This is a genomic window from Hymenobacter sp. M1-2 (assembly GCF_057808495.1).
The window spans coordinates 1-23,648 of the sequence record NZ_JBTYZO010000018.1; the positions used below are offsets into that span (position 1 = coordinate 1).

The 23,648-nt window shown below is 58.8% G+C and carries 18 protein-coding genes and 2 tRNA genes; 13 read left to right on the forward strand and 7 right to left on the reverse strand.

Annotation, left to right across the window (positions count from 1 at the left end; translation table 11 throughout):
• Positions 1 to 65: 65 nt before the first annotated feature.
• Positions 66 to 2,903 carry a D-alanine--D-alanine ligase family protein gene (locus ACYSMN_RS17265; protein WP_488925164.1) on the reverse strand — a complete coding sequence of 946 codons (2,838 nt, stop codon included), beginning with the start codon at positions 2,901 to 2,903 and terminating at the stop codon, positions 66 to 68.
• Positions 2,904 to 3,356: 453 nt separating this feature from the next.
• On the opposite strand from ACYSMN_RS17265, the gene ACYSMN_RS17270 reads away from it, so the two are divergent.
• Both ACYSMN_RS17270 and ACYSMN_RS17275 read left to right on the forward strand, forming a co-directional pair.
• Positions 3,357 to 6,146: a right-handed parallel beta-helix repeat-containing protein gene (locus ACYSMN_RS17270; RefSeq protein ID WP_488925165.1), complete on the forward strand. Its 2,790-nt coding sequence runs from the start codon at positions 3,357 to 3,359 to the stop codon at positions 6,144 to 6,146.
• A 117-nt stretch (positions 6,147 to 6,263) separates the two neighbouring features.
• Positions 6,264 to 7,454, forward strand: coding sequence for a phosphoglycerate kinase (locus ACYSMN_RS17275; protein WP_488925166.1), 1,191 nt, complete (start codon positions 6,264 to 6,266; stop codon positions 7,452 to 7,454).
• A gap of 73 nt (positions 7,455 to 7,527) precedes the next feature.
• Here the strand turns inward: ACYSMN_RS17275 and ACYSMN_RS17280 are convergent, their stop codons facing one another.
• From ACYSMN_RS17280 to ACYSMN_RS17295, 4 genes are all read right to left on the reverse strand, one after another.
• Positions 7,528 to 8,181: a hypothetical protein gene (locus ACYSMN_RS17280; RefSeq protein WP_488925167.1), complete on the reverse strand. Its 654-nt coding sequence runs from the start codon at positions 8,179 to 8,181 to the stop codon at positions 7,528 to 7,530.
• 469 nt (positions 8,182 to 8,650) lie between these two features.
• Positions 8,651 to 9,292: a hypothetical protein gene (locus ACYSMN_RS17285; protein WP_488925168.1), complete on the reverse strand. Its 642-nt coding sequence runs from the start codon at positions 9,290 to 9,292 to the stop codon at positions 8,651 to 8,653.
• A 210-nt stretch (positions 9,293 to 9,502) separates the two neighbouring features.
• Positions 9,503 to 10,720 carry a site-2 protease family protein gene (locus ACYSMN_RS17290; RefSeq protein WP_488925169.1) on the reverse strand — a complete coding sequence of 406 codons (1,218 nt, stop codon included), beginning with the start codon at positions 10,718 to 10,720 and terminating at the stop codon, positions 9,503 to 9,505.
• Positions 10,674 to 11,354, reverse strand: coding sequence for an HAD family hydrolase (locus ACYSMN_RS17295; protein ID WP_488925170.1), 681 nt, complete (start codon positions 11,352 to 11,354; stop codon positions 10,674 to 10,676). The genes ACYSMN_RS17290 and ACYSMN_RS17295 overlap by 47 nt, the downstream gene beginning before the upstream one ends.
• 291 nt (positions 11,355 to 11,645) lie before the next feature.
• Here ACYSMN_RS17295 and ACYSMN_RS17300 point away from each other — a divergent pair.
• The 11 genes from ACYSMN_RS17300 (at position 11,646) to ACYSMN_RS17350 (ending at position 21,203) form a co-directional block, all read left to right on the forward strand.
• A tRNA-Ile gene (locus ACYSMN_RS17300) sits at positions 11,646 to 11,719 on the forward strand.
• Between the two features lie 149 nt (positions 11,720 to 11,868).
• On the forward strand, positions 11,869 to 11,997 hold the full coding sequence (locus ACYSMN_RS17305) for a CHAT domain-containing protein (RefSeq protein ID WP_488925260.1): 129 nt from the start codon (positions 11,869 to 11,871) through the stop codon (positions 11,995 to 11,997).
• Positions 11,998 to 12,605: 608 nt separating this feature from the next.
• A complete protein-coding gene (locus ACYSMN_RS17310) occupies positions 12,606 to 13,586 on the forward strand; it encodes an aspartate carbamoyltransferase catalytic subunit (protein WP_488925171.1) in 981 nt (326 codons plus the stop codon).
• 96 nt (positions 13,587 to 13,682) lie between these two features.
• On the forward strand, positions 13,683 to 14,981 hold the full coding sequence (locus ACYSMN_RS17315) for a dihydroorotase (protein ID WP_488925172.1): 1,299 nt from the start codon (positions 13,683 to 13,685) through the stop codon (positions 14,979 to 14,981).
• A 232-nt stretch (positions 14,982 to 15,213) separates the two neighbouring features.
• Positions 15,214 to 15,744 (forward strand): 5-(carboxyamino)imidazole ribonucleotide mutase, encoded by a 531-nt coding sequence (gene purE / locus ACYSMN_RS17320; protein ID WP_488925173.1) that lies wholly within the window; start codon positions 15,214 to 15,216, stop codon positions 15,742 to 15,744.
• 8 nt (positions 15,745 to 15,752) lie between these two features.
• On the forward strand, positions 15,753 to 16,991 hold the full coding sequence (locus tag ACYSMN_RS17325; RefSeq protein WP_488925174.1) for a 5-(carboxyamino)imidazole ribonucleotide synthase: 1,239 nt from the start codon (positions 15,753 to 15,755) through the stop codon (positions 16,989 to 16,991).
• Between the two features lie 23 nt (positions 16,992 to 17,014).
• Entirely contained in the window at positions 17,015 to 17,959 is a 945-nt protein-coding gene (tssD, locus tag ACYSMN_RS17330; protein WP_488925261.1) for a type VI secretion system tube protein TssD, read from the forward strand.
• Positions 17,956 to 18,417 carry an SMI1/KNR4 family protein gene (locus ACYSMN_RS17335; protein WP_488925175.1) on the forward strand — a complete coding sequence of 154 codons (462 nt, stop codon included), beginning with the start codon at positions 17,956 to 17,958 and terminating at the stop codon, positions 18,415 to 18,417. Before tssD ends, ACYSMN_RS17335 begins: the two co-directional genes overlap by 4 nt.
• Before the next feature lie 2 nt (positions 18,418 to 18,419).
• A complete protein-coding gene (locus tag ACYSMN_RS17340) occupies positions 18,420 to 19,328 on the forward strand; it encodes an SMI1/KNR4 family protein (RefSeq protein WP_488925176.1) in 909 nt (302 codons plus the stop codon).
• Positions 19,329 to 19,834: 506 nt separating this feature from the next.
• Positions 19,835 to 21,058 carry a Fic family protein gene (locus ACYSMN_RS17345; protein ID WP_488925177.1) on the forward strand — a complete coding sequence of 408 codons (1,224 nt, stop codon included), beginning with the start codon at positions 19,835 to 19,837 and terminating at the stop codon, positions 21,056 to 21,058.
• 71 nt (positions 21,059 to 21,129) lie between these two features.
• Positions 21,130 to 21,203: transfer RNA gene (locus ACYSMN_RS17350), tRNA-Met, on the forward strand.
• A gap of 225 nt (positions 21,204 to 21,428) precedes the next feature.
• Here the strand turns inward: ACYSMN_RS17350 and ACYSMN_RS17355 are convergent.
• Together ACYSMN_RS17355 and ACYSMN_RS17360 are read right to left on the reverse strand one after the other, a co-directional pair.
• Positions 21,429 to 22,424, reverse strand: a complete 996-nt coding sequence (locus ACYSMN_RS17355; RefSeq protein WP_488925178.1) for an ABC transporter substrate-binding protein — start codon at positions 22,422 to 22,424, stop codon at positions 21,429 to 21,431.
• Positions 22,425 to 22,620: 196 nt separating this feature from the next.
• Complete coding sequence (locus ACYSMN_RS17360) at positions 22,621 to 23,253, reverse strand: hypothetical protein (RefSeq protein ID WP_488925179.1); 633 nt, start codon at positions 23,251 to 23,253, stop codon at positions 22,621 to 22,623.
• Positions 23,254 to 23,648: the final 395 nt, after the last annotated feature.

The following is a 23,648-nucleotide window of genomic DNA, read 5'->3' on the forward strand; positions in this document are numbered from 1 at the left end:
CGAAGGTATTTAGAAAATAGAGCTAGAATTAACTCCCCTCCTTAAAAAGGAGGGGAGCTAGTTGCTTAGCTTTTAGTGGTGGCTTCCAGCTTCTCGTTGCGCTGTTTCCCAAACTCCAGAATCTGGTCAATAAACTGATAGGGAGTGTAGCCGGCCAGGGCGGTTTGGTGGAAGATGCAGGTGGCGGGCGTCATGCCGGGCAGGGAATTCACCTCGATGATGAGCACCTCTACCGCGCCGTTGTCGCGCACGCGCACGAAGGCGTCGATGCGGGCGTAGCCTTGAATGTCGAGCACCTCTGCCACGCGGCGCAGTTCTTTTTTCACTTCTTCGGAAATGCGCTGGCGCTCCTGCGGGTCCGGGGCGTAGCGGGCGGGCGTGATGTTCTGCCCTTCGCCAGCTAGAAACTTCTCTTCCAGGCTCAGCACCTCGCCGGTCGCCAGGGCTTCGGAGGCCTCGAATACCTCAATCTGCAACTCGCCATTTTCGCCCCAGTGCGTGAGCAGGCCACCCGTCACTTCCAGGAAGTGCGCCGCCCCATCGCGGGAAATCAGGGTTTCCACCAAGAAGGCGTCTTTCTGCGGAAACTCTTCTTTGAAGCCTAGATGGAGCGTCGCGGCCTCGGTTTCCAGTAGGTCTTCCTGGTCGCGGAAAATGAGGCGGGTGAAGGCTTCCAGCTCGGCCCGGCTCTTGATTTTCTTCACGGCCGAGGAGCAGCCATCATCGGCGGGCTTGGCAATGAATGGGTAGGCAAACTGCGTTTCCAGGCTGCGGTAGAAGCTTTCGGCATCGGCCTGCCATTCCAGGCGGTTGGCCATACGATGCTCAGCCACGCGCAAACCGGCTTCGCGCAGGTGGCGGTTGGTTTCGAATTTGTTGATGGTAATGGAGCTGGAATCGGCGCCGGAGCCGTTGTAGGGCAGGCCGTACTTTTCCAGCTTGCGTTGCAGGGCGCCATCCTCGCCGGGGCGGCCGTGCAGAGCAATAAACACCTCGTCCACCATGTCGGCCAGCTCCTCGAATGAGATGCGGCGCGGTTGCGTGGTGGCCTGCCCGGCGTAGGCGCTGGTGATACCTTCGGCCTCGTGACGGATGCGGGCCAGCACCGGATGCAGCTCGTGGCCCGCTTCGGCGTACTCTATCTTCTCGTGGATGTCGTCGGCGTTGTCCTTGAGCATCACGTTGATGGGCAGCACATAGAGCCGGAATTCCTGGCTGTTGCCGGTCAGGAACACGGGTACGGGCTCGTACTTCACCGAAGAGCTGAGCTTTTCATAAATATTGCGTCCACTCTCCACCGAAATGTGCCGCTCCGACGAGTAGCCGCCCATAATAACGGCCACCTTGGTGCGGGGCCGTTGCTCGTGGGTGCGGGCCGCCACCGCCGCGTCCAGCTGCGCCAGCAGGCCCGCCAGCCGCACCGGCTGCATGCCTGCTCGCCGCCGTGCCGCCAGCGAAGTCCGAATCAGGTAGGTGAGAAACTGCGAAGGATTCAGCCCAATTTCCGCCGCCTGGTGGAAGAAGAACGAAGCCGGCAACATTCCCGAAGTCGTGTTCGGGTCGTTGAGGAAAATGCTAGTTGTTGGTTGTTGGTTATAGGTTGTCAGTTGTTGGTTGTCGGTGGCTGGATTGTTATCTGACACTGACAACTGCCCGCTAACAACTGGCAACTGAGCAGAAATAAACCCATCCAGGCGCGCGTACACTTGGAAGCCGAAGGTGCTGAACATCTCCTCGCAGGCTTCGCGGATGCGTTGAATTTCGGTTTCGGGCAGGTCGATGGGGGTGATTTTGCGCGAGAGGCCGGGCAGGTATTTCGAGCGGTAATCAAACATCTCTTCGCCTTTCACAATCTCAGTGGGCGGCAACGCCAGTGGCTTGCCGCTGGGGTCTTCCACCACGATGCACGAAAACTCCCGGCCCTGCACGAAGCTCTCCACCAGCACCTGCGCCTCGCCATCCACGTTGGTCAGGCGCACCACCTCCGACGTTTCTAGCCGCTCGTTCAGCGCGTGCAGCAGCTCCTCAGGATGGTAGATGATTAATGAAGAATTGTTGGTCGTTCCCAATTCCTCATTCCTCATTCCTAATTCCTCATTCAATAAAACGGGTAGGCCGATGCCTTCGCGGATATCAACCAGCTGTTGCAGCCAAACTATTTTGTCGCGCTCGGAGAGGCGCAGCCAGTCGGTGCGGCTGACGGTTTTGCGGAACAGGCTGCGCTCTATGGCGGCTTGGAATTTAGTTACGTCGGCTTCGCGCAGGATACTGACGCCGATGCTACTACCTTGGCGCGGGGCCTTGAATACCAACGGCAGGCCTAGCTCGCGCACGAGGTAATCGAGGGTGGCTTGCGGGTTGGCGGCATCCCATTCCTCGGCCGTGATGGTGCGGAAATCGGGGGTAGGACGGTTGAGGGCCTTGAGTAGCTTTTTCTGGGCAATCTTATCGATGCCGAAGGCCGAGGGCAAAATGCCGGAGCCGGAATACGGAATGCCGTACCATTCCAGCAAACCCTGAATAGCGCCATCCTCGCCGGCCGGGCCGTGCAGGGCCAGGAAGGCAAAATCCATCAGTTCGCGCAGCTCGTGGGGCAGCACGCGCCGACCTACTTCACCGATAATTTGATCCTGCTGCTCCTGGCTCAGTTCGCCCAGGCTTTCGAGGTAGACTTGGAGTCTGTGCTCGGAAGCCGGTAGGGCCGAAACGGGCGGGTAGAAGTCCCGGATGGTGCCTTTGTAGATGTAATGCCAGTCGAGCAAGATGAAGTTGCCGCGGCTGTCCACGAACACGGGCACGGCTTCAAACAGCGCCTTGTCGAGGTTGTCGTATACGGTGCGGCCGCCCGCGAAGGAAATTTCCCGCTCACGCGACGGGCCGCCGAAGAAGATGCCAATTTTCATAGGTAATGCAAAGGTACGCAGTAGCAGGAAGCACGCTACAGAGATGCCGACCCGCAAAGCACGCCGCCATAATTCAGCAACGGCTGCAAACTAAGGCCGATTCGGGGAAGCAAGTGCGAGCAAGCGTAGTCAAAAGTAGTAAGACCAGGAACGGGAGCCCGCAAGTAGTGTGCTAATAGTAGCAAGGCTTAGCGCTGCCTAATGTGGCTTACAGCTTGCTGGCCTGCCTGCTCTTTTGAAAAACGAAGCTAGCGTCGCTGCTGGCCGCAGAAGGCAGAGGAACGAACAGGCATCCATAACTCGCATTTGCTCCGGCTGGTTCGACAACCCTCAAGATGGGAAGGGAGAATTATGTCATTTCTCGCCTTATTCAATAAAGTGCGTTGGCTAATAAGTTACATTTAAGCCAAACATCTTCAATCCAGCAATCCAGTAGTAAAACCTGTTTCCTGTATGCAAAAACCTCTTCTATTCCTTCTGTTCTTGGCTCTGAGCACGCGCAGCCTCGCGGCAACGTACTATTTCGCGGCCAACGGCGATGACAACCGCACGGCCACTCAAGCGCAAAATCAAGCCACGCCCTGGCAAAGTCTCAACAAGCTCAACGCCGTGATGAATTCGCTGCAACCCGGCGACCAAGTGCTGTTCCGGCGCGGTGACGTATTTCGCGGAGCGCTGCTTGTCACGCGGAGCGGCAGCAGTGGCGCGCCGCTCACGTTTGGCGCGTACGGCAGCGGCACCTTGCCAGTGCTGAGTGGGGCAGTACCGCTTACGGGCTGGACCAGCGCTGGGGCCAACGTGTGGGAGGCATCGTGCGCCAGCTGCGGCAGTACCGTCACCAATGTGGCGGCTAATGGCCGCCTGCTACCGCTGGGGCGCTACCCCAACCTGAGCGCGCCCAACAAAGGCTATCTGGTGGTTGATTCGCACGCCAGCGCCACGCAATTCACTAGCGCCCAGCTCGCAGCTTCGACCACCAATTGGAGCGGGGGCGAAGCCGTGTTGCGAACCGAGCGGTGGATTCTGGACCGCGCTACCATATCGGCGCAGAGCGGCAACGTGCTCACGCTGGCGGCGGCCCCGAGCTACGGCTTGAAAGACCGGTGGGGCTTTTTCATTCAGAACCATCCGGCCACCCTAGACCAAGCCGGCGAGTGGTACTACAACGCCAGCTCCCGTAAGATTCGCCTCTTTAGCTTGACTGACCCAGCTTCTACAACCGTGGAAGCAACGGCCGTTCCGGCAGTGGTTACTATTAGAAATCAACGCTTTGTCACGCTCGAAAACCTGGCCCTGGCTCACTCCCTAAACCACAGCCTGGACGCCGAAAGCGTGTCCAACTTCACGGTGCGGGGCGTGACAGTGGAAGGCTCCGGCGAAAACGCGGTGCGGCTGAACGGAGTTGGGGCTGATGTGCTGGTGGAAAACTGCCTCATCAACCACACCAACAACAACGCCGTGAACGTGAGCGGCTATACCAACCTCACGTTTCGCGGCAACACACTCAAGAACACGGGCTTGGCGGCGGGACGGGGCAAAGGCGGCGACGGCCAATACTTCACCTTCGATGCGGCTAGCTGCAACACGCTGCTGCTCGAAAACAACCTGCTCGATAGCTGCGGCTACGTGGGCATGTCCTACTATTTCAGCGACAACGTGACCATCCGCAACAACGTGGTGCGCAACTACACCATGGCCAAGGACGACGGCGGCGGCATCTATACCTGGAATGGCGGCACAACGCCGCGCAACAACCTGAATGCCCGCATCCTGGGCAATGTAGTGCTCAATGCCGTGGGCGTACCGGAGGGCACCGACAACCCCAACTACATTCCGGGCCACGGCATCTACCTCGACGACTGCTCCATGAACGTGGAAGTGGCCGGTAACACGGTGAGCCAGTGCCGGAGCAGCGGCATTTTCCTGCACGGCACCTCCCGCATCAACGTGCACGACAATACGAGCTTCAACAACGGAATTCAGCTGCTGCTCGGTCCGGCCGGCAATTGTGGCTTCAGTGCGTTGCAAGTGAAAAACAACGTGCTCGTCAGTGCCCAGGCGGCCTACCCTGTGGCTCAGTACGAAACTTCGGGCAACGACTTGGCCACGCTCGGCGTTTTCAGCGGCAACTACTACGCCCGGCCTTTCGACGAGGTGCTGAAAATCAATACCTCGTACCGGACGGCCAACGGAGGCTACGTTAACAAGTCCTACACGCTGGCCGGGTGGCAGGCCGTCTTCAACCAAGATGCCGACTCGCGCAACAGCCCCGTCACGTTTCGGCCGTACCGAATAGATGGGCGCACCGGCCCCAACCTAGTAACCAACCCGGACCTGACGGCCAACAGTAACGGATGGAGCAGCTACAGCTCGGCCGGCAACGGGCAGCTCACCTGGGACAACACCAACCGCCTAGGCAGCGGCGGCAGTTTGCGCCTGTCCTTCAGCTCGATATCAGGGCAAGCCAACGCCATTTTGACGGCAGAAACGCGCATCGGCAGCATTCAGCAGGCCAAACAATACACCGTGCGGTTCAATGCCGTTAGCTCGGGCGCGGAGCAGGTGGTGGACGTCTACCTCAAACGCGGCGCTGGCAACTACGCCGACCTAACGCCCCGCACCCGCGTGCTGCTCACACCCGGCACCACCAGCTTCGAGGTGGCGCTGGTGCCAACCACTGACGACCCCACGGCCAACGTGGCCTTTACGCTCGATGAAAACACGCAGTCGACCTGGCTCGACAATGTGCGTTTGCAAGAAGCCACGCTCACCGCCGCCAGCGTTGCCGACTCCATCCGGTTTGAATACAACGCCAGCGCTGCGCCACGCACGGTTACGCTGCCCGCTGGCGCGGCTTACGTGGATGTGCGCAACACCCCGTACAACGGCAGCCTGACCCTGGCTCCCTACACTTCGGTGGTGCTGCTGCGCAAAACGTCGAGCCGAGTGGTGACTGGCACTGGCCGCTCACTCTCCAAAGCGCCGGCGCTGGAATTGTTTCCTAACCCCGCTGCCGAAACCGTAACCGTACGCTACGAAGCAGCAGCGGCCGGCCCCGTGCGGCTGGAGCTGCTCGATGCCCTGGGCCGGGTGGTGAAAACGCGCACGGAAACGGTACGGCACGGCGCCAATGCCTTGCCCGTGAATCTGCGGGGCGTTTCCGCGGGCTATCATCTGCTGCGCCTGACCTCGGCAACCGGGGTGAGCCGCATGGGGACTTTGCTGGTGGGCGGGGAGCAGTAGCGCGGGTCGGGTGCTGGATGGTGGGGTACTGGCGGCAGAGCCAGAATGTAGCGCGAAGGCCGGCTGCGCGCTACATTCGCGCCGTACAAGGCCATTCACAACCCAACCCTATAGCTCATGCAAACCCTCGACCAGTACAACTTCTCTGGCAAGCGCGCCGTGGTGCGCGTCGACTTCAACGTGCCGCTCGACAAGGATTTCACCATCACCGACGACACCCGCATCCGCGCCGCGACGCCCACCATCCGTAAGATTCTGGCCGATGGGGGCTCGGTGGTGCTGCTTTCGCACCTGGGACGGCCCAAAGGAGGCCCGGAGGACAAGTACTCGCTCAAGCACATCGTGGCGCGGCTGAGCCAGGAGTACGCTACTGAGGTACAGTTTGCGGAAGATGCCCTGCAAGCCCAGGAGCAAGCCCAGGCGCTACAGCCCGGCCAGATTCTGCTGGTTGAAAACGTGCGCTTCTACGGCGAGGAAGAAAAAGGCGACGCCGCGTTTGCCGAAAAGCTGGCCCCGCTCGGCGACGTGTATGTGAACGATGCCTTCGGGGCAGCGCACCGCAAACATGCCTCCACGGCCGTCATGGCCAGCCACTTCGCGCCCGAGAATCGCGTGGCCGGCTACCTGTTGCAGTCGGAGTTGGACAACGCCAAGCGCGTACTGGAACAGGCCGAGCGGCCTTTCACGGCTATCATGGGTGGGGCCAAGATTTCGGATAAGATTCTGCTGATCGAGAAGCTGCTCGACAAGGTCGATAACCTGCTCATCGGGGGCGGCATGGCCTATACGTTTGCCAAGGCCCAGGGCGGCAGCATCGGCAACTCGTTGCTGGAAGCCGACAAGCTGGATCTGGCCCTGAGCCTCATCGAGAAAGCCAAGGCCAAAGGCGTGAACCTGCTGCTGCCCACCGACAGCCTCATTGCCGACAAATTCGCCAACGACGCTCAAACCAAAGTGGCTGCCAACAGCGAGATTCCCGACGGCTGGATGGGCCTGGACCTGGGCCCGGAGTCGCAGCAGGCCTTTGCGGAGGTGGTGCGCCAGTCGAAAACCATCCTCTGGAACGGCCCGATGGGCGTGTTTGAGATGAGTAACTTCGCCAAAGGCACCGAAGGCGTAGCCCAGGCCATTGCCGAAGCCACCGAGCACGGCGCCTTCAGCCTCATCGGCGGCGGCGACTCGGCGGCAGCCGTCAACCAACTCGGCTTCAGTGATAAAGTAAGCTACATCAGTACCGGCGGCGGCGCGCTGCTGGAATACATGGAAGGCAAAGAGCTGCCCGGCGTAGCGGCGCTGGAAGGCCGGTAGGCTTCTTCATTTTGACACAAAAAAGCGCGCTGACATAGAAGTCAGTGCGCTTTTTTGTTGACAAGCTTATAATTCAGTTGACAGAAGGAGCGGGACCAAAGCTGTTGTCTGACATGCTTTGAACACCCATTGAAACCTGAGTTAGCAGCCGGTTTTTTAGCTGACCAACCTGCGTGTTGTTGAGCACTCCTATTTCAAGCAGCCATTCGAGGCGAGCCAGCTGCGGCTCAATGGGGCGCTGCGGATCAACGGTTGCGTATTCCTTGCGCAGATGGAGAATGGTATGGTCGCGCAGGGCGTTGGCAAAATCGTATAAAGCTGACCGGTTGCGGCGGCTATCGAATAAGGCGATGGTACCCCGTCCCGTGCTCAGAATGAAATCATGGCGCCAGAGCCGCAACGCTTGCGCCACCACGCCTAGTAAAACGCCACTCAGGATGAGAAGTAGCCAAAGGGCTGATTCCCGCTGACCGGTTTGGGTGATAAGCGTGTAGGTTGCTTTCAAACAGCCGAAGCAAACGAACAAGGCCGCCAGCGTAAGCCGGAAAGGAAAGTTATGGTACCGTACGACACTAATGGGTAGTAAATCCTCATACGGGAGGAACAACTCACTACGATTGAAAAATCGCTTCTCCTCAATGTGTAAGCCAGCTTCCTGCATAGTCAGATGCGAGTAGCCAATGAACCAGTAGGGCTGCTTGATGGCAGGCAAAGGCAAGTCTGACATAGAATAGGGAGATGATAGAGCGAATATACTTCAAGAACACATTTCAGAATGACAGAAAACTAGCAGGCTATCAGGCTAAACCTAAAAGGTGAAATCAGCTACGAAGATACTGCTGGTATACCACTGGCGTACCACTGGCGGCAGTCTTCAGCCGACGCAGTCGGCGAGACTGCCTGCCACGAAGTCGATTCAGTCTTCAGACTGAAGCTAAGGCGTGTTTGCGGTTGTGCTACGGCGGGTAGCGCGCAACTCTCGCTTCGCGCCTCGTTGCCCGTCAAGCGTTGGCGCGGTTCCAGTCGTTCAACGTCCGCAACGATACACGGAGCCGGCGTTGCGCGCCACCCCGACCCAAGAACTGCTACAAGAGGTTTCCGATTGCCAGTCTGAAGACTGGCCCTGCTTCGTGGCTGGCAGTCTTCGCTACGCTCAAGACTGCCGCCAGTGGCTCAGTGGCACGTGGCGTTGCTTCTTAATTCACGTAGGGCATTTCTAGGTCCTGACCCATGCTGCGGAGCGGGTCGGTGGAGAGGCGGCCGGTGAGGCGGGTGGCGCGGGCGCGGGCCTCGGCTTCGGTGAGTACGTCGAGGCCGTGCAGCCAGCGCAGACGGTTTAGCTGCACCTCAATGGGCCCGAGCGGATTGACTTGGGCGTACTCGTGGCGCAGGTAGCTTTTGGTGCGGCGCTCCAACACTTCGGCAAAGCCCTGCAACCCCGCCCGTTCCGAGGCCCGGTCGACGAGAATGACGCTGGAACGGGCCGTGAGCAGCACAAACTCGCGCCACTGGTTTTGCCAACCATACCAGGTGTAGAAGCCCAAGCTGCCGCCCAACGCCAGGGCCCAGAGCGAGAAGTTGAGGATGAAGTTGGCGTCGTTGTGGTGGTCGAGGGAGAAGGTGGACAGGCACCAGCAGACGACGCCCAGCAGGCATAGCAGCTTGGTGCGGGGCAAGGTCTTGCGGTGCTCCACACGCACGGGCAGAATTTCTTCGTAGGGCAATTCCACTTCTACTACCGCCTGCCCCGATGCCTGGCGCTGGCAGATATAGAAGCCGTGCTGGCGCAGAGCCAGCTGGGTGCTGCCGGCCCACAGCCGGCGTTGTTCAATAAGCATCAGACAAAAAAACTACGGCACGTACCGTCACGAAAGATAGAACAGAAAGATGGAGGCTGGCAAGGCCAGCAAGCAGGCAGAACGGAGTAGACGAACAAGATAGAAACCCGGCGAGTGCTACGTTGATGGTAATAGATGGTAGTTGGTATGAGGATCGATGAAAAACATGCTCCTGAAACTGATCCTTATGCCACCTGCCACACTATCCTACTACTTGAACGGGCTAGGAGTGAAACAAAGCACGAAAATAGCCAGCATCAGCCAACCCAGCACTTTGCGGCCCGGGGAAAGCGGCGTTTCGTTGGGCGCCGGGGGGTGGAAGATGCCCGTGGCACGCCCCAGTAGCAGCCCAAATACCAGCCAGCCCGGATTGCCGAGCACGCCCGGCAGCGCCAGCGTGCAAGCCAGCTGCGCCGCCCACACGCTCAAACTTAGCAGCAGCGCCCGGCGCGGAGTAGGCACGGCCCGCCGAAACACCAGAAACAAATAGCCCAGGTACGGCAGGCCCCAGTACAGCCACGTGCGGCCGGAAGTCTGCAACGTGAACAGCCCCAGCCCGGCGTAGAAGATAAACGCCACGAACAGCCCCATCGACAGCCGGTTGAAGCGCCGAAACCCCAGCAGCCCGTACAGAATATGCCCGCCATCGAGCTGGCCGATGGGCAACAGGTTGAGGGCCGTGAAGAACAGCGCCAGCGCCCCGGCCAGCAGCACCGGATAGTGCATCAGCTCGTTGGGGTGGGGCACCAGGGCCGGGTCGGCAAACAGGTATTCCAGCCCCCGGTAGAGCAGCGGCCGGGCCAGCGCCAAGCCCTCGCCGCCGCGGTACACGTAGCGGGCGTAGTCGGCGCCGTAGATGCGGTACTCAGGGTGAATCTGGAACAAATACTCCAGCGGCGGCAGGTGGGTGAAGCCGTAAACCAGAACCGGCACGGCCACCAGAAAACCTGCCAACGGCCCGGCCAGCCCAATATCGAAGAACTCTTTGCGGGAGAAAATCCGGTCCTTGATGCGGATGACGGCCCCGAACGTGCCGATGGTATTGAACACGCCCGTGAAAAACGGAATGTAGAACGGCAGCGTGGCCCGCACCCGGTAGTGCCGCGCCGTGAAGTAGTGCCCAAACTCGTGCACCGTGAGCACGCCCAGAAACGGCAGCGAAAACCACAGCCCGCGCAGCATCTCAGCTTGCGTGAGCCCCGGCGTGCCAAACGTGACCTTGCCCGTTATCCACTCGGCCCCCGCCAGCGTGGTGGTGAGCAGCGTGACGAGGAACAGGCCCAGGTGCAGGGCGTAGCGGCGCCAGCGCGGCGGTTCGGGCCGCTCGTAGCGGGTGAAGGCTTGGGCTTCTTCCCAGGGGTGGAGGCCGGGAGTGGGCGCGTCAGGAAAGGGGAGGAGCGGGGGAGTATTCTCGGTCGGGGAAGGCACGGAGGGCGGCGGGCAAAGCGTCGGTGAGGGAGAGGGGCGGGGCCAGGAACAAGGTGTGCAGCCCCAGCCGGCGGGCCGTTTCAATGTGCTGAAAACTGTCCTCGATGAAAAGAGTTTCTTCGGCTTTCCAGTTCATCTCACGTAGCGCGTGCTGGAATATTTCCTCGCCCGGCTTGCGCAGCCCCACCTCCTGCGAGTAAAACACCCGGTCCAGGGCATCGGCAATGCCGTGCTCGAAGCCGTACTGGGTGCGCAGCACGCGGTTTATTTCGCTGATGTGGATGTGGTTGGTGTTGGAGAGCAGGGCCGTTTGGTGGCCCTGGGCGCGCAGCTCGGCAATAAGAGCCAGCCGCTCGGCTGGCACGTCGAGCAGCATGGCGTTCCAGGCGGCGTCCAGCTCCTCGTCGGTGGCCTCTAGCGCGTAGTGCGTGCGCAGCCCTTCCCGAAACTCCTCCGGCGTGAGGCGGCCCGTTTCCATCAGGTCGAACAGCTCCGACTGTGCCGCTTGCGTGAACTCGATGGTGCTGTTGCCGTGGCGGTGCAGGCGGCGCATGGCATCCAGCGTGCGTTGGTAGTCAATGTTGATGATAACGCCCCCGAAATCAAAGAGCAGGTTGGGCAGTGTGTGAGCCATATGTGGGTACTGAGTAGGTAGTATTGCGTAGTGAGACAAAAGGCAAGTAGATGAGGAACAGTGAGATTGATGCAGTCTGGCTACTCCATACTCAGGCCTTACTACGGAGTGCGGGGCACGCGGCCAGCCGTTGAAGAGTGGTTGGAAAAGCAAGCCGGCGGGCTTCAGCAGCGGCTCGCCGGCACAAAAGTCTCACTGCCGCGCACCAAATACCAACTGCCCGTTGCAAATCCGCTCATAAACGGCGAAGTTTGCAACGTCGAAACCAGGTGCCCCGCGCCGTTTCACGCCGGGCCTATAGCTCAATCGGTTAGAGCAGCTGACTCATAATCAGCAGGTCACTGGTTCGATTCCAGTTGGGCCCACGAAAAACCGCTCCTGCATCTTGCAGGAGCGGTTTTTTTATGCTGTTTCATGTCTGGCTTTAAAGAGGTAAAGTCAAAAATGACGTTCGGGCGCCTGCGCTACACCGTTAGGGAAGGCCAATTTTCGGAGTTGCTGACGGGCGCTCGGAATCCTAACCGCCGAAGAACTCGCCCGATTGGATACGGCGCATATCAACCTAGTAGTTCTGTCAGCTAGCGAAACAGCCCTGGGAACGGTCACAGGTAGTGAAGGTACTTTGGCTTGCAATGGGCCTTGAGAATGACCGGCGTATAAAGAAGAGCTAAAGCTATGGTGGGTCGTACTTGCAAAGCAGGTGGTGATGCGGGCCATATTTTTTATGGCGAAAAACCAGGAAAAAGCATTTCGGCTAGTCAGTCAGGCTGAGGAATAAAGTTGAAAAAACGTAACAAAAAAATAGCATGGATGAGTTAGTGATGGTGACAATGCCGTAGTTTTGTATCATGCTTCAACCAAAGAACTCGTTGATGAAGCGCGGAACCCTGCTCGGCAGGGAACCGCGCCTGGACCAGAAGGTCTTCGCCATTATCGGTTCTCCCAGTTTTGCTCCTGGTATTTTCATTGTTTTTTCTGGGTGTTGCCCCGCTACCGTTTCGGATTTCGAAACGGTTTTTTTATGTCCATTGAGTTCGTCGGCTGCCGCCCCGCAGCCAATGCCTATTTCACAACTCAAACCCTACACCTCTACCACCCATGGACGCCAACATCCTCTGCCCCAACCATGGCTGCTGCCACCAGTGCTTCGGCCTACACCGGCAGCCAACTTCTCCGTCCATGCATAGTGGCAGATAAGACTTCGTACTGTCCGTTTTTAGCTAGACAACCTCACTTTTCCTCAACTCCGGTATGGCACGTAAAGACCTGCTCGACATCGCATCCCTTCACCGTGAGGAAATCGAGTTCCTACTCGACCAATCCACGTCCTTTAAAAAACTGTTCACCCGCTCGGTGAAAAAAATCCCCGCCCTCGAGGGCAAGTCCGTGCTCATGCTGTTCTATGAGGCCAGCACCCGGACGCACTCCTCCTTCGAGGTCGCCGCCAAACGCCTCTCGGCAGAGGTGACAAACTTCAACGTCGACCATTCCTCCATCACCAAGGGTGAGTCGGTGCGCGAGACCATCGAGACGCTCCAGGCCATGCGCACCGACTACATCGTCGTCCGCCATAGTCACTCCGGCCTGCCCGGCATGATTGCCCGCCAAACCACGGCGTCGGTCATCAATGCCGGCGACGGGGCGCACGAACACCCGACCCAGGCCCTGCTGGACGCCTTCACCATCAAGGAGAAATTTCCCGACCCCAGGGGCAAAAAAGTCCTCATCATTGGGGATATTCTCCACTCCCGGGTCGCGCGCTCCACCAGCACCCTGCTGCAAAAGCTGGGCGTCGAGGTCGCTTATCTGGGCCCGGGCTCGCTGGTGCCCAAGTACGTCCCGGAAAGCATCCGCCGCTTCACCGACTATGAGGCAGCCATGGCCTGGGCGCCCGATGTGGTGTACCTGCTCCGCGTACAGATGGAGCGCCAGGACGTGCAGTTTTTCCCTAGCCTTCGGGAATACCACCGGGTCTACGGCATCACCAACGACCGGCTGGCGGAAATTCGCGACCTCGGCCTCTACATCATGCACCCTGGCCCCGTGAACCGGGGGGTCGAGCTGTGCGACGCCGTCATGGACTATGAGCGCAGCCTTATCACCAACCAGGTCGAAAATGGCATCTCCGTTCGCATGGCTGTACTCGACTGGCTCACGCCGGGCGGGGAATTCCCGCGGCAGGAAGCGTACGCCGCACCGCAGCAAGCCAGCTCACCGGTGGTTACGCCCTAAACGCCGGACGCGGCGGCCGACTCCGCCCATGTATTTTCATCTTCAACAGCCCGAATAGCCCCATACCCCTTGCCGGTTTACAACACTCATCCATCCATGCTCCTCCTTCAAAATGCCCGCATCGCCGCCGAAAATTCACCCGTGCTTGTCGAGAGCGATGTCCTGATTGTTGAAGGAATAATTCAGAACATCGGCAAAAGCCTAGCCATTCCCGAGGGTGCCCGGGCCATCGACGCGCGCGGTCGGGTTCTGATGCCCGGCATGTTTGATGCCCACGTTCATTTTCGCGCTCCGGGCTTTGAGAACAAGGAAACCATCACCACGGGGAGCGAAGCGGCCATCAATGGCGGCATTACCGGCGTGGTCATGATGCCGAACACCCGCCCGGCCCTCGACTCGGCCACCGCCATAGCTACCGTGCTGGAAAATGCCAAGGACCGGTCCCGCATTCCGGTGTACACCTCCGGCTGCGTCACCAAAAACCGCGAGGGCAAGGAACTGGCGGAAATCGAGGGCATGCGCGGACTCGGGGTGAAGATGCTCACCGACGACGGTGACACCACCGCCGACCCGGCGGTGCTGCTCCGGGCGATGCAGTACGCCACCGAGTTTGGGATGTTTTTCGCCAGCCACTGCGAGGTGCCGGAGCTGGCCGGGCCGCGCGCCCTGAACGAAGGGGTGATGAGCTACCGGCTCGGCATCAAGGGCTCGCCGGCATGCGCGGAGGAAATCATCATCGACCGCGACATCCGCCTGGCGCGGGCGGCGGGCGCGCACGTGCACATCCAACACGTTTCCAGCAAGCTCGGCATGGAAACCATCCGCTGGTGGAAATCCCGCGGCGATGTGAAAGTCACGGCGGAAGTGGCCCCGCATCACCTGATGTTCACCGATGAGCACATCGGGGACTACGACACGAACTATAAAATGAACCCGCCGCTGCGGACGCAGGCCGATTGTGATGCGCTGCTCGAGGGGCTCATCGAAGGCGTATTCGACCTCATTGCCACCGACCACGCGCCGCACACGCCGTTCGAAAAGGCCCAAGACTTCATCAGCGCGCCCAATGGCATCACCGGCCTGGATACGGCGCTGGTGTCGCTCTATCACCACTTCGTTCAGCCCGGAAAATTCGGGTGGGATTTGGTGGTGAAGCGCTATTCGGCGGCGCCCCGCCGCCTGATGGGCCTGCCGGTACCCACCATCGAAGTCGGCCAGCAAGCCGAGTGCGTCTTGTTCGATACCGAAGCAGAAACAACCTTCACGCGGGAGTTCATGAAATCTAAATCCCAGAACACGCCCTTCATCGACCAGACCTTGAAAGGCCGGGTAGACCTGGTGATTTTGGGTACAGAAATCCTGCTTGAGCGCGAACAGGTGAGCACTTTGGCATAAAGAAGCGTTGAATCAGCGCAGCCCCGCCAACCTCACCCCCGGCCCCTCTCCAAAAGAGAGGGGAGCCTGACGACTTCGTTAGGAGCAAAACCGGTGCCCCCTCTTTTTTGGAGAGGGGGTCAGGGGGTGAGGTTGACCGGAACCGGCTGTCAGAGCGCAGGCCCGTAGCCACGCCCAAAGCCAATTTTTTTCGAATAGCCGGGGCTATCAATCCCTATCTACAAGGAACACCATGAGTACCCATACTATAACAGACATTCTCACCAACGCCGCTCCAGGCCAGCCCCTAATCGGCGTGGTCATGGGCTCCAGCAGCGACTGGGACACCATGCAGCATGCCGTGCAGATGCTCGCGCACTTTGGCGTGGCCCACGAAGCGCGCGTGGTGTCGGCCCACCGCATGCCCGACGACTTGTTTGCCTACGCCGAACAAGCCGGCCCGCGCGGCTTACAGGCCATCATCGCCGGCGCGGGTGGGGCCGCCCACCTGCCGGGCATGATGGCCGCCAAAACCACCGTGCCCGTGCTAGGGGTGCCGGTGGCCAGCCGCCATTTGCAGGGGGTAGACTCGCTGCACAGCATCGTGCAAATGCCCAAAGGGGTGCCGGTGGCCACGTTTGCTATTGGTAATGCGGGGGCGGCCAATGCCGCGCTGTTCGCCGTCAGCCTGCTGGCCCTGCACGACCCGGACCTGGCTGCCAAGCTGCAGGCGTTTCGCGCCGAACAAACCGAAGCCGCTCGCGCCATGACCCTGCCAGTATGAACGACGGTATGCACGCTGTAGTAACGCCCCTTGTTCTGCCAGGCAGTAAGGACGCCGCGGGCCAGCCGACGACCCTGGGGGTGCTGGGAGGCGGCCAGCTGGGGCGGATGTTTGTGCATGCCGCCCAGCGCCTGGGCTACTTCACGGCCGTGCTGGACCCGGATGCGCAAAGCCCGGCCGGGCGGGTGAGCCATCACCACATCCAGACCGATTACAACGACCCGGCCGGGCTGACGCAGCTGGCCCATTTGTGCCAGGCCATCACCACCGAGTTTGAAAACGTGCCAGCCGAAGCCCTGCAAACGCTGGCGCTGACCCGACCCGTGGCGCCCGGTGCGGCCGTGGTGGGCATCGCGCAAAACCGCATCGAGGAGAAAGCCCACTTCACGGCCTGCGCCGATGTGTCGGGGGTAACTTGCGGGCCCTATGCGGTGATTGAAACGCCGGCCCAGCTGCAGGCCGTTCAGGACGACCGGGCTGATTTGTTGCCGGGCATCCTGAAAACCGCGCGCATGGGCTACGACGGCAAGGGTCAGATCCGCGTCAAGACGGCCGATGAACTGGCTGCCGCCTGGGCGGAGTTGGGCGGCACCGCCTGCGTGCTGGAAAAGATGCTGCCGCTAACCGCCGAGTGTTCGGTGCTGGTGGCACGCGGCTGGGACGGGTGGGTCGTCAGCTTCGCCCCGCAGCGCAACGTGCACGTCGATGGCATTTTGGCCGTGACCCACGCCTACGAAGGAAATATGCCGCTCGCCCTGGCCACCAGGGCCCGCGACGCGGCCGTTTCCATCGCGCAGCATCTCGGCTATGTTGGGGTGCTGTGCGTCGAGTTTTTTGTGGTGGACGACGGCAGCGCGCACGGCGGTTTGGTGGTCAACGAGATGGCCCCGCGCCCGCACAACAGCGGCCACTACACCCTGGACGCCTGTGACGTGTCGCAGTTTGACTTACAGGTCCGGGCCATGGCGGGCTTGCCCTTGCCAACGCCACGCCAGCACTCCCCGGCCATCATGCTCAACCTGCTGGGCGATGTGTGGTTTGACGGCCACGGCGGGCGGCGGGAGCCTCGCTGGTACCCCGTGCTGAGCCTGCCCGGAACGCACCTGCACTTGTACGGCAAGCTGGAGGCGCGTGTAGGCCGCAAGATGGGCCACCTCACCATCACCGGCCCGGATGTCGCTAGTGTTAAAACCGTGGCGCGCCGTGCCGCTGAGTTGCTCGGCTTGCCGGGGCTGGACGCCATCTAGCTGCCATCGGCTAAACTTGGCTAATCAGGTTCTCCTATCAGCTTCACCAGCACACCGACCATGTCGGCCGGCCAAACAGCACGGTACTCTACCGGCCTATCCGTCTCACGCTCGTGGGCATGGCGGCGGTGGCCAGCCTCTTCACTGAGTGGGCCGCCGACAGCTACTCGCGGCGCAGTGGCTGGCTGGTGATCTACGAGGGCGACCAGGTGCGCTGGCGGCTGGCCTTCTACGACGCCTGGTGTATACTCCACCGCACCAACTTCCAGCCGGGCATGTCCAAACGGGATTCCTACGAGTTGGAGCTAGCGCTGTCGGCGGCCTATTGGGAGTGGAACGGCATAGCCATTGAACACCACTCGGCTTTGTGGTGGGAGAAAGACCCCCAGGTACGCCAACGGGCGCTGACTTCGCCCCCCGCCTTGTTGCCCGGCCCTGGCGCCCGTAACCTGCCTAGTGAGAGAATCCCGACTCCACCGCAAAACCCGTTGCCGACCCCAGCGTTGGGCACTCTTAGCGGCGCTCCGCAGGCACCAAAGCCTCCAAAAACTGCCCTTGATCCTAAGAAAAAGCCACTATACGCGCCTACAATCAGCAAATGGTATTCAAAAGGTGGTGCTATTGAAGTGCTCGATAACGGCAACTGGAAGTTCACTGATTGGGAGCATAACTCAGTGATGTATGAGGGGGATGAGCCTAATTTTGACGATTACGCTCGCCAAAAGGTTGACATAGATGACATGCAGGGAAATTATACCACTGATTTTGATAAAGCCAATGAAAAAGGTCCTGAGGGGCATATCCTAAAGGACAATACTTGGCATCACAAGCAGAACATGAAGACAATGCAGGAGGTACCCACTACTATACATCGTCGCTTTACTCATTATGGTGGCTGTGCGAATGTGAAAAGCACCTCTGCACCTGTTAATACCGCCACTTTCAGAACGAGAAAACCAAAATCATGATGAACGCTACTTCATGGGGGCCAACACCAGAGGCTACCATCCTTGCCTTTGAAAAGGAAATAGGATTTCCTTTCCCAGCCGATTACCGAGAATTCATTGCTGCAAACAATGGTTGCCAACTCAACAAGCAAGTGTTTTTTGTAGAAGATCTTGATCAAGACATTCTCGCTCACGTCTTTTATGGAGTTACAAACCCGGAATCCAGATCCCTCACCTTACGGTATTGGTTGAATGAATTTGGTGACGAGATACCTGAGAAAACCCTACTGTTCGGTGCTGACCAAGGCGGAGGATTGCTCATGTATGTTACGGAAGGGGAAAACAAAGGCGTCCACTATTGGGATCACGCTCATTTTTTTCCGCAATCATCTACTGGAGAAGGAAATACCTACTTTCTAGCTGATTCTTTTGCCGAGTTCTGTGATTCGTTGATGGATTACACGCCGGCTAACTCATAGCAATGAACCTAGAAGCACCTTGGGGAGGCAATACAGAGGAAGCCCTTCTTGCCTTTGAGCAGCAAATTGGATTCGCGATTCCCGATGACTACCGTCAATTCTTGTTGCAGTACAACGGAGCATCTGTTAATAAGCAAACTTTCTTCGTCAAAGATCTTGATCAAGAAGTGTTAATGGATGTTTTCTACGGCATTACTAATCCTATTGCTCGTAGCCTGACATTGGGGTTTTGGTTGCAAGAACACGAGGATGAAATAGAGGAAGAGGACTTGATTATTGGTTCAGATCCAGGCGGCCACCAACTCTTATATATTACGACCGGGGAGGATAAGGGCATTTACTATTGGGACCACAACCATTTCTTCGCTCAATCTTCGGAGCAGGGCAACACCTACTTCGTGGCAGACTCTTTCACTGAGTTCTGTGATTCGCTGCGAGACTTTACGTTTACACCCGGCTCCCAAGAGGAAAACCCTATTTCCTGGGAAATAAACACGGAAGATTCTATACTTGCCTTCGAGAAAGAACTCGGATTTCCGCTGCCCGCTGACTATCGTCAGTTTCTAATGGAACATGACGGTGCCGCCATCGACAAGCAAGTTTTCTTTAACAAGGAGCTAAACCAGGAAATCAAGCTCCAGGCGCTTTTTGGGCTCCACCACAACTCTTCCCGTGGCTTAACGCTGGGCTATTGGCTGGCCGAAGAAGGCGAGGCACTAGCCCCTGGTACCTTGTTGATCGGGAAAGACCGGGGAGGAAACTTCTTGCTCTACACCGTAGCAGGGGAGGACCAAGGCATTTATTATTGGGATAAAAACTATCAGTTTCCACAGTCTTCCGATGCAGAAGGAAGTGCTTACTTCATAGCCGATTCTTTTTACCGAGTTCCGCGCCTTATTGAAGGATTTTAGACTGGCTACTTCCTAGTAATAAATATCACCACTTCTCAGAAACCGTTTGTATTACTTTTTCATGCTTCGCTGCCGCTTTACACCCACCGAAATTCTATCACTCAGTTGGTTAGAACAACTGACTCATAATCAGTAGGTCACTGGTTCGATTCCAGTTGGGCCCACGAAAAACCGCTCCTGTATCTTGCAGGAGCGGTTTTTTTATGTCGGCTGACGGGTGGGCATTCTGATACAATCAAAAATACGCCTCGTGCAGAAGTAGATCCGCCGGGGTTAACCCTCAGGCCACGCTGCTACGTGAGTCTGCTACAATGTCATGACTTAACTGTTGCGCTACAAAAGGGCAATAATCAACTTATACGCAGTCTATACTGGGCTTGTAGACTTGTTGTATACGGTATCGTAAGCAAGTGCTTATTTTATATTGCTTGTATTTGAAAGTCATATTATTACGTATCGTAAACAATGTCGTAAAACATGCATAATATTGCCGTAGAACTGCTTCTATGGATCTATACCGAAACCCTGCGGCTATTGCGCCACTCAAGCCCAGCCCGCTACCGCCGGAGTTGCGGGAGTTGGCCTTGCAGATTGTAGAAGCCGCCGCCCAACTCTCCCACCGCTTACACCCAGTAACCGCCGCGGCAATTGCCAATTTTCTGCGGCCAGCCAACAGCTACTATTCCAACCTGATTGAGGGCCACGATACCCACCCGCTGGACATTGCCCGTGCCTTGCAAGAGGAGTACTCGGCTGATAGCCGGAATCGGTCGTTGCAGCTGGAAGCCAAGGCGCATATTGCGGTGCACGCCCGGCTGCCGGAGCTGCTGACCGAGGCCGACGGCAATCCGTACACTGAAACCTTCTGGCGAACCGTGCACCGGGAGTTCTACGCGCACTTGCCCGACGAATTTCGGTGGGTTACAACGATAGAGGGTAAACGACTGGAAGTATCACCAGGAGAGTTGCGGACCACCGAAGTGCAGGTAGGCCGACACATAGCTCCAGCAGCAGAAGCGTTGCCAACGTTTCTGCACCGACTGGAGGACGGCTACCAGCCTCGCTACGAGCACGACCGGCTGGCGCGGGTAGCCCAGATTGCGGCGGCGCACCACCGTTTGGCCTGGCTGCACCCATTTCTGGATGGCAACGGCCGGGTGATGCGCCTGTTCAGCGATGCCGCGTTTCGGGCCGAAGGGCTTGATGCGGGCGGGCTGTGGTCGATGTCGCGGGGGCTGGCCCGGCATGAGGCGGCATACAAACGAGCGTTAGCGGCGGCGGACGCGCAGCGGGAAAATGACTACGACGGGCGCGGCAACTTATCGGAGCGGCAGTTGGTGGCTTTCTGTAAGTTCTTCCTGGAAGTGGCCCTGGATCAGATACGGTACATGACCAGCGTGCTCCGCATCGACGACATGCTGAGCCGGCTGCGGGGCCTGGTGCAGCTACTGGTGCTCAAGCGTAAGTGGCGGCCCGAGACGTACTACGTCCTGGAGGCAGTGTTTTTGAAGGGCAGTATCCCGCGGCGGGAGGTGGAGCGGCTCACCGGCCTATCGGACCGGACGGCTAAGGCCTTGGCTACGCAGCTGCTCCAGGCGGGCTTGCTGGCCACCAACACCGCCGACCATCTGGCTCCCTACCGGGCGGCGTATCCTATTGGGTTTGCGCCGGTGCTGTTTCCGGGACTCTACCCGGCGGGCAAGGAAGTGGATATGATTAATGTGGGGTGATTTCTGAGACATTGCCTTATCAAGTAAGGGAGGTGACTTGCTCATACCGCACCCTGCCGTCGTTTCACGCCGGACCTATACCTCAGTTGGTTAGAGCAGCTGACTCATAATCAGCAGGTCGCTGGTTCGATTCCAGTTGGGCCCACATAAAGCCGCTCCTAAAGCTTGCAAGAGTGGTTTTCTATATCAATTCAATGGAAACACAGCATATTAAGCTACCGACCTGCTTACGTCGAAATGGGTGGCGCAGCGCCACCGCTTCCCAAAAGCACACTCGAACCAGTAAGCTGAATGCAGCGAATCATGGCTCGTCAACTGCATTGCTGCACGTTGATATGTCCATCTGGTTACCGCCGGGCTTGTAGTGTTTTCAATCAATAATTTGGGTTGCTTCCGCTACTAGCTCCTTGGGAAAAGCTAAGCCCAGCTGATGGGCGGCCGTTTTGTTTAGCGTCAGGTAATACTTAGCCGGATACTTCACCGGCAGGTCTCCCGGCTTGGCGCCTTTCAGTATTTTACCAACGAAATGGGCGGCCTCCCGGAACTGGTCCGTCAGGTCCGGCGCCCACGCCATAAGCCCTCCGCTTTCTACGAACAGGGCCTGTTGGTACATGGCCGGAATCCGGCTTTGGGCGGTGACGTCCGCAATTCGTTTGCGGTTAATCAAGCTCAGCGCCCCTTGAAAACAAAGCAGCCCGTTCATGCCGTCCTTCACCAGCGCCGCCAAGGCTTGTTCCAGCTCCGGCAAGGAAGTGGCCCGGTAGGGCTTGACTTCTACCCCTAGCGTTTTCGCGGTTGCTTCGGCTTCGGCCAGCTGCCATTCGTGCCCGCCGGTGCCGGGAGTAGTGGATAGTAAGGCAATCCGGGACGCCGCCGGAGCCGCGGCTTTCAGCAGGCGCAGGCGCTTGTCAACCACTCCTTTCGGCAGCTCATCAATGCCGGTATAAATACCGCCCGGATGCTCCACGCTTTTAGCAAAGCCGTTGCTGACCATGCCCGGACAAGTGCCCAGCACCATGGGCATCTTCGGGTTGTTCTGGCGCACTTCCAGGGCAATGGGAAGAGAGCCCACCACAATCAGCATAAGCTCCATGCGGGCGAGTTCGGCGGCCATTCCGGCCAGGTCGGTGGTGTTCGGGCGGGCCAACCTTCTTTCGATGTGGACGTTCTCACCGTCCTTGAAACCGAGTTTTTGCAGCTCTTCTATGAATGCCGCCTCAAATTGCGGCAGGCCCGCCCCGCTGAGGTAGCCAATGCGCGGAACGCCTGCTTTCTGGGATGGACTGTTGCCGTACAGGAGGGAGGGCGCAACCGAAAGCAGCGAAACAGCTCGGATGAACTTCCGCCGGGATGGAACATGGCTCATGGCTCAATCGTGGTTTTCGGCGTGAGGAATATTGGCGAAGTCGAACGGACAGATCGGGTGTTTTTGGCGCGGTTCACGCGAGCTTTTGGTGAGCGGGAGCTAGGTTGCAAGTGGTAGTTGGGGTAGCAGTCAAGGTAAGGATAACCGACCTGAAAGGCCGCGTGGAGAATACCACTCCCGCCGAAGCGCACCCAGCTCAGGACGGGGCCGGGACTGAGGCGTTTACCCGGCGGTTGGTTTCGGCCAGGTGCACCAGCAAGTCCAGCTGCTGCCGGTAATGGTCCTGGGAAGGCAGCGCGGTTGGCGCCACGTCGGTGGTATAGTACAACACCTGTTGCTGGGCGTTGTAGCGCACGGTTTCGTAGTGGGTGGTGCCGCCGCCTACGGCGCTTATAGCCTCCAGCACCCCGGCTTCTTCGAGGCGTTGGACCAGCTCGGGACTCTTGGTTTCGAAGAAGGCAAATACCGGCCCTTTGCTCAGCCACTCCTGTTTCTGGCCGTAGCGCACCACCCAGTCCTGGTGGCCGGGCACGCCGTGCAGCTCCAGGTAGAAGGCGTTGATAAAGCGGTGGGCACTAGTGGAGTAGGGTCCGTTCAGCCGAGTGTTCGGGGCAAAAGTCACCCGTACTACGTGGCCCTGGTACTCTCCCTTGAGGTACCCGGTGCCCGGGTCCCGGCGCCCACGGATGGCGGCAGCCATGGGATGGAGGCGGAAGGCCGTCCACGTGTTGTTGATGTTGGCGGCTAGGCGCGCGGCGAAATACAGCAGCGGAAGAACGACGACCAGTATCAGCGCCCCTAATACTTCATCGGGTAACTCTTTCAGCATGGCTTACGGGAATGAGAAAACGGACGGGCAGAGACGCAAAGCCAGTACCGGCGCGGAAGCATTAGGGGCTGGCCTGCGTGTCGTTGCGGAGCGGGCGCGCTAGTTAGTCAATATAGTATAATTCACGGCGTTAACCACCACTCTTGCCCGCACCACGGCCCGGTACAGCCCAGGCCAACGGCCGGGACTCGTGCATTTGCTGTTCACGTAGCTTAGGGTGAGCACACAAAAAAGCAGGCAGCAAACGCTGCCTGCTTTTCCTATAGCGGTTCTTGAGTTGGGGTACTGGCTGCGGGAGCAGCAGCGCGAAGCTCCGGCTTCGCGCATCGTTGAACGACTCGCGTTGTAGCAGTGCGGTTCCAGTCGTTCAATGTCAGCAACGATGCGCGAAGCCG

Excerpts from the sequence above, each read along its gene's own strand:
- ACYSMN_RS17265 (WP_488925164.1), bottom strand. The coding sequence starts at position 2,903 with ATGAAAATTGGCATCTTCTTCGGCGGCCCGTCGCGTGAGCGGGAAATT.
- ACYSMN_RS17270 (WP_488925165.1), top strand. The coding sequence starts at position 3,357 with ATGCAAAAACCTCTTCTATTCCTTCTGTTCTTGGCTCTGAGCACGCGC.
- ACYSMN_RS17275 (WP_488925166.1), top strand. The coding sequence starts at position 6,264 with ATGCAAACCCTCGACCAGTACAACTTCTCTGGCAAGCGCGCCGTGGTG.
- ACYSMN_RS17280 (WP_488925167.1), bottom strand. The coding sequence starts at position 8,181 with ATGTCAGACTTGCCTTTGCCTGCCATCAAGCAGCCCTACTGGTTCATT.
- ACYSMN_RS17285 (WP_488925168.1), bottom strand. The coding sequence starts at position 9,292 with ATGCTTATTGAACAACGCCGGCTGTGGGCCGGCAGCACCCAGCTGGCT.
- ACYSMN_RS17295 (WP_488925170.1), bottom strand. The coding sequence starts at position 11,354 with ATGGCTCACACACTGCCCAACCTGCTCTTTGATTTCGGGGGCGTTATC.
- ACYSMN_RS17310 (WP_488925171.1), top strand. The coding sequence starts at position 12,606 with ATGGCACGTAAAGACCTGCTCGACATCGCATCCCTTCACCGTGAGGAA.
- ACYSMN_RS17315 (WP_488925172.1), top strand. The coding sequence starts at position 13,683 with ATGCTCCTCCTTCAAAATGCCCGCATCGCCGCCGAAAATTCACCCGTG.
- purE (WP_488925173.1), top strand. The coding sequence starts at position 15,214 with ATGAGTACCCATACTATAACAGACATTCTCACCAACGCCGCTCCAGGC.
- ACYSMN_RS17325 (WP_488925174.1), top strand. The coding sequence starts at position 15,753 with ATGCACGCTGTAGTAACGCCCCTTGTTCTGCCAGGCAGTAAGGACGCC.
- ACYSMN_RS17335 (WP_488925175.1), top strand. The coding sequence starts at position 17,956 with ATGATGAACGCTACTTCATGGGGGCCAACACCAGAGGCTACCATCCTT.
- ACYSMN_RS17340 (WP_488925176.1), top strand. The coding sequence starts at position 18,420 with ATGAACCTAGAAGCACCTTGGGGAGGCAATACAGAGGAAGCCCTTCTT.
- ACYSMN_RS17345 (WP_488925177.1), top strand. The coding sequence starts at position 19,835 with ATGGATCTATACCGAAACCCTGCGGCTATTGCGCCACTCAAGCCCAGC.
- ACYSMN_RS17355 (WP_488925178.1), bottom strand. The coding sequence starts at position 22,424 with ATGAGCCATGTTCCATCCCGGCGGAAGTTCATCCGAGCTGTTTCGCTG.
- ACYSMN_RS17360 (WP_488925179.1), bottom strand. The coding sequence starts at position 23,253 with ATGCTGAAAGAGTTACCCGATGAAGTATTAGGGGCGCTGATACTGGTC.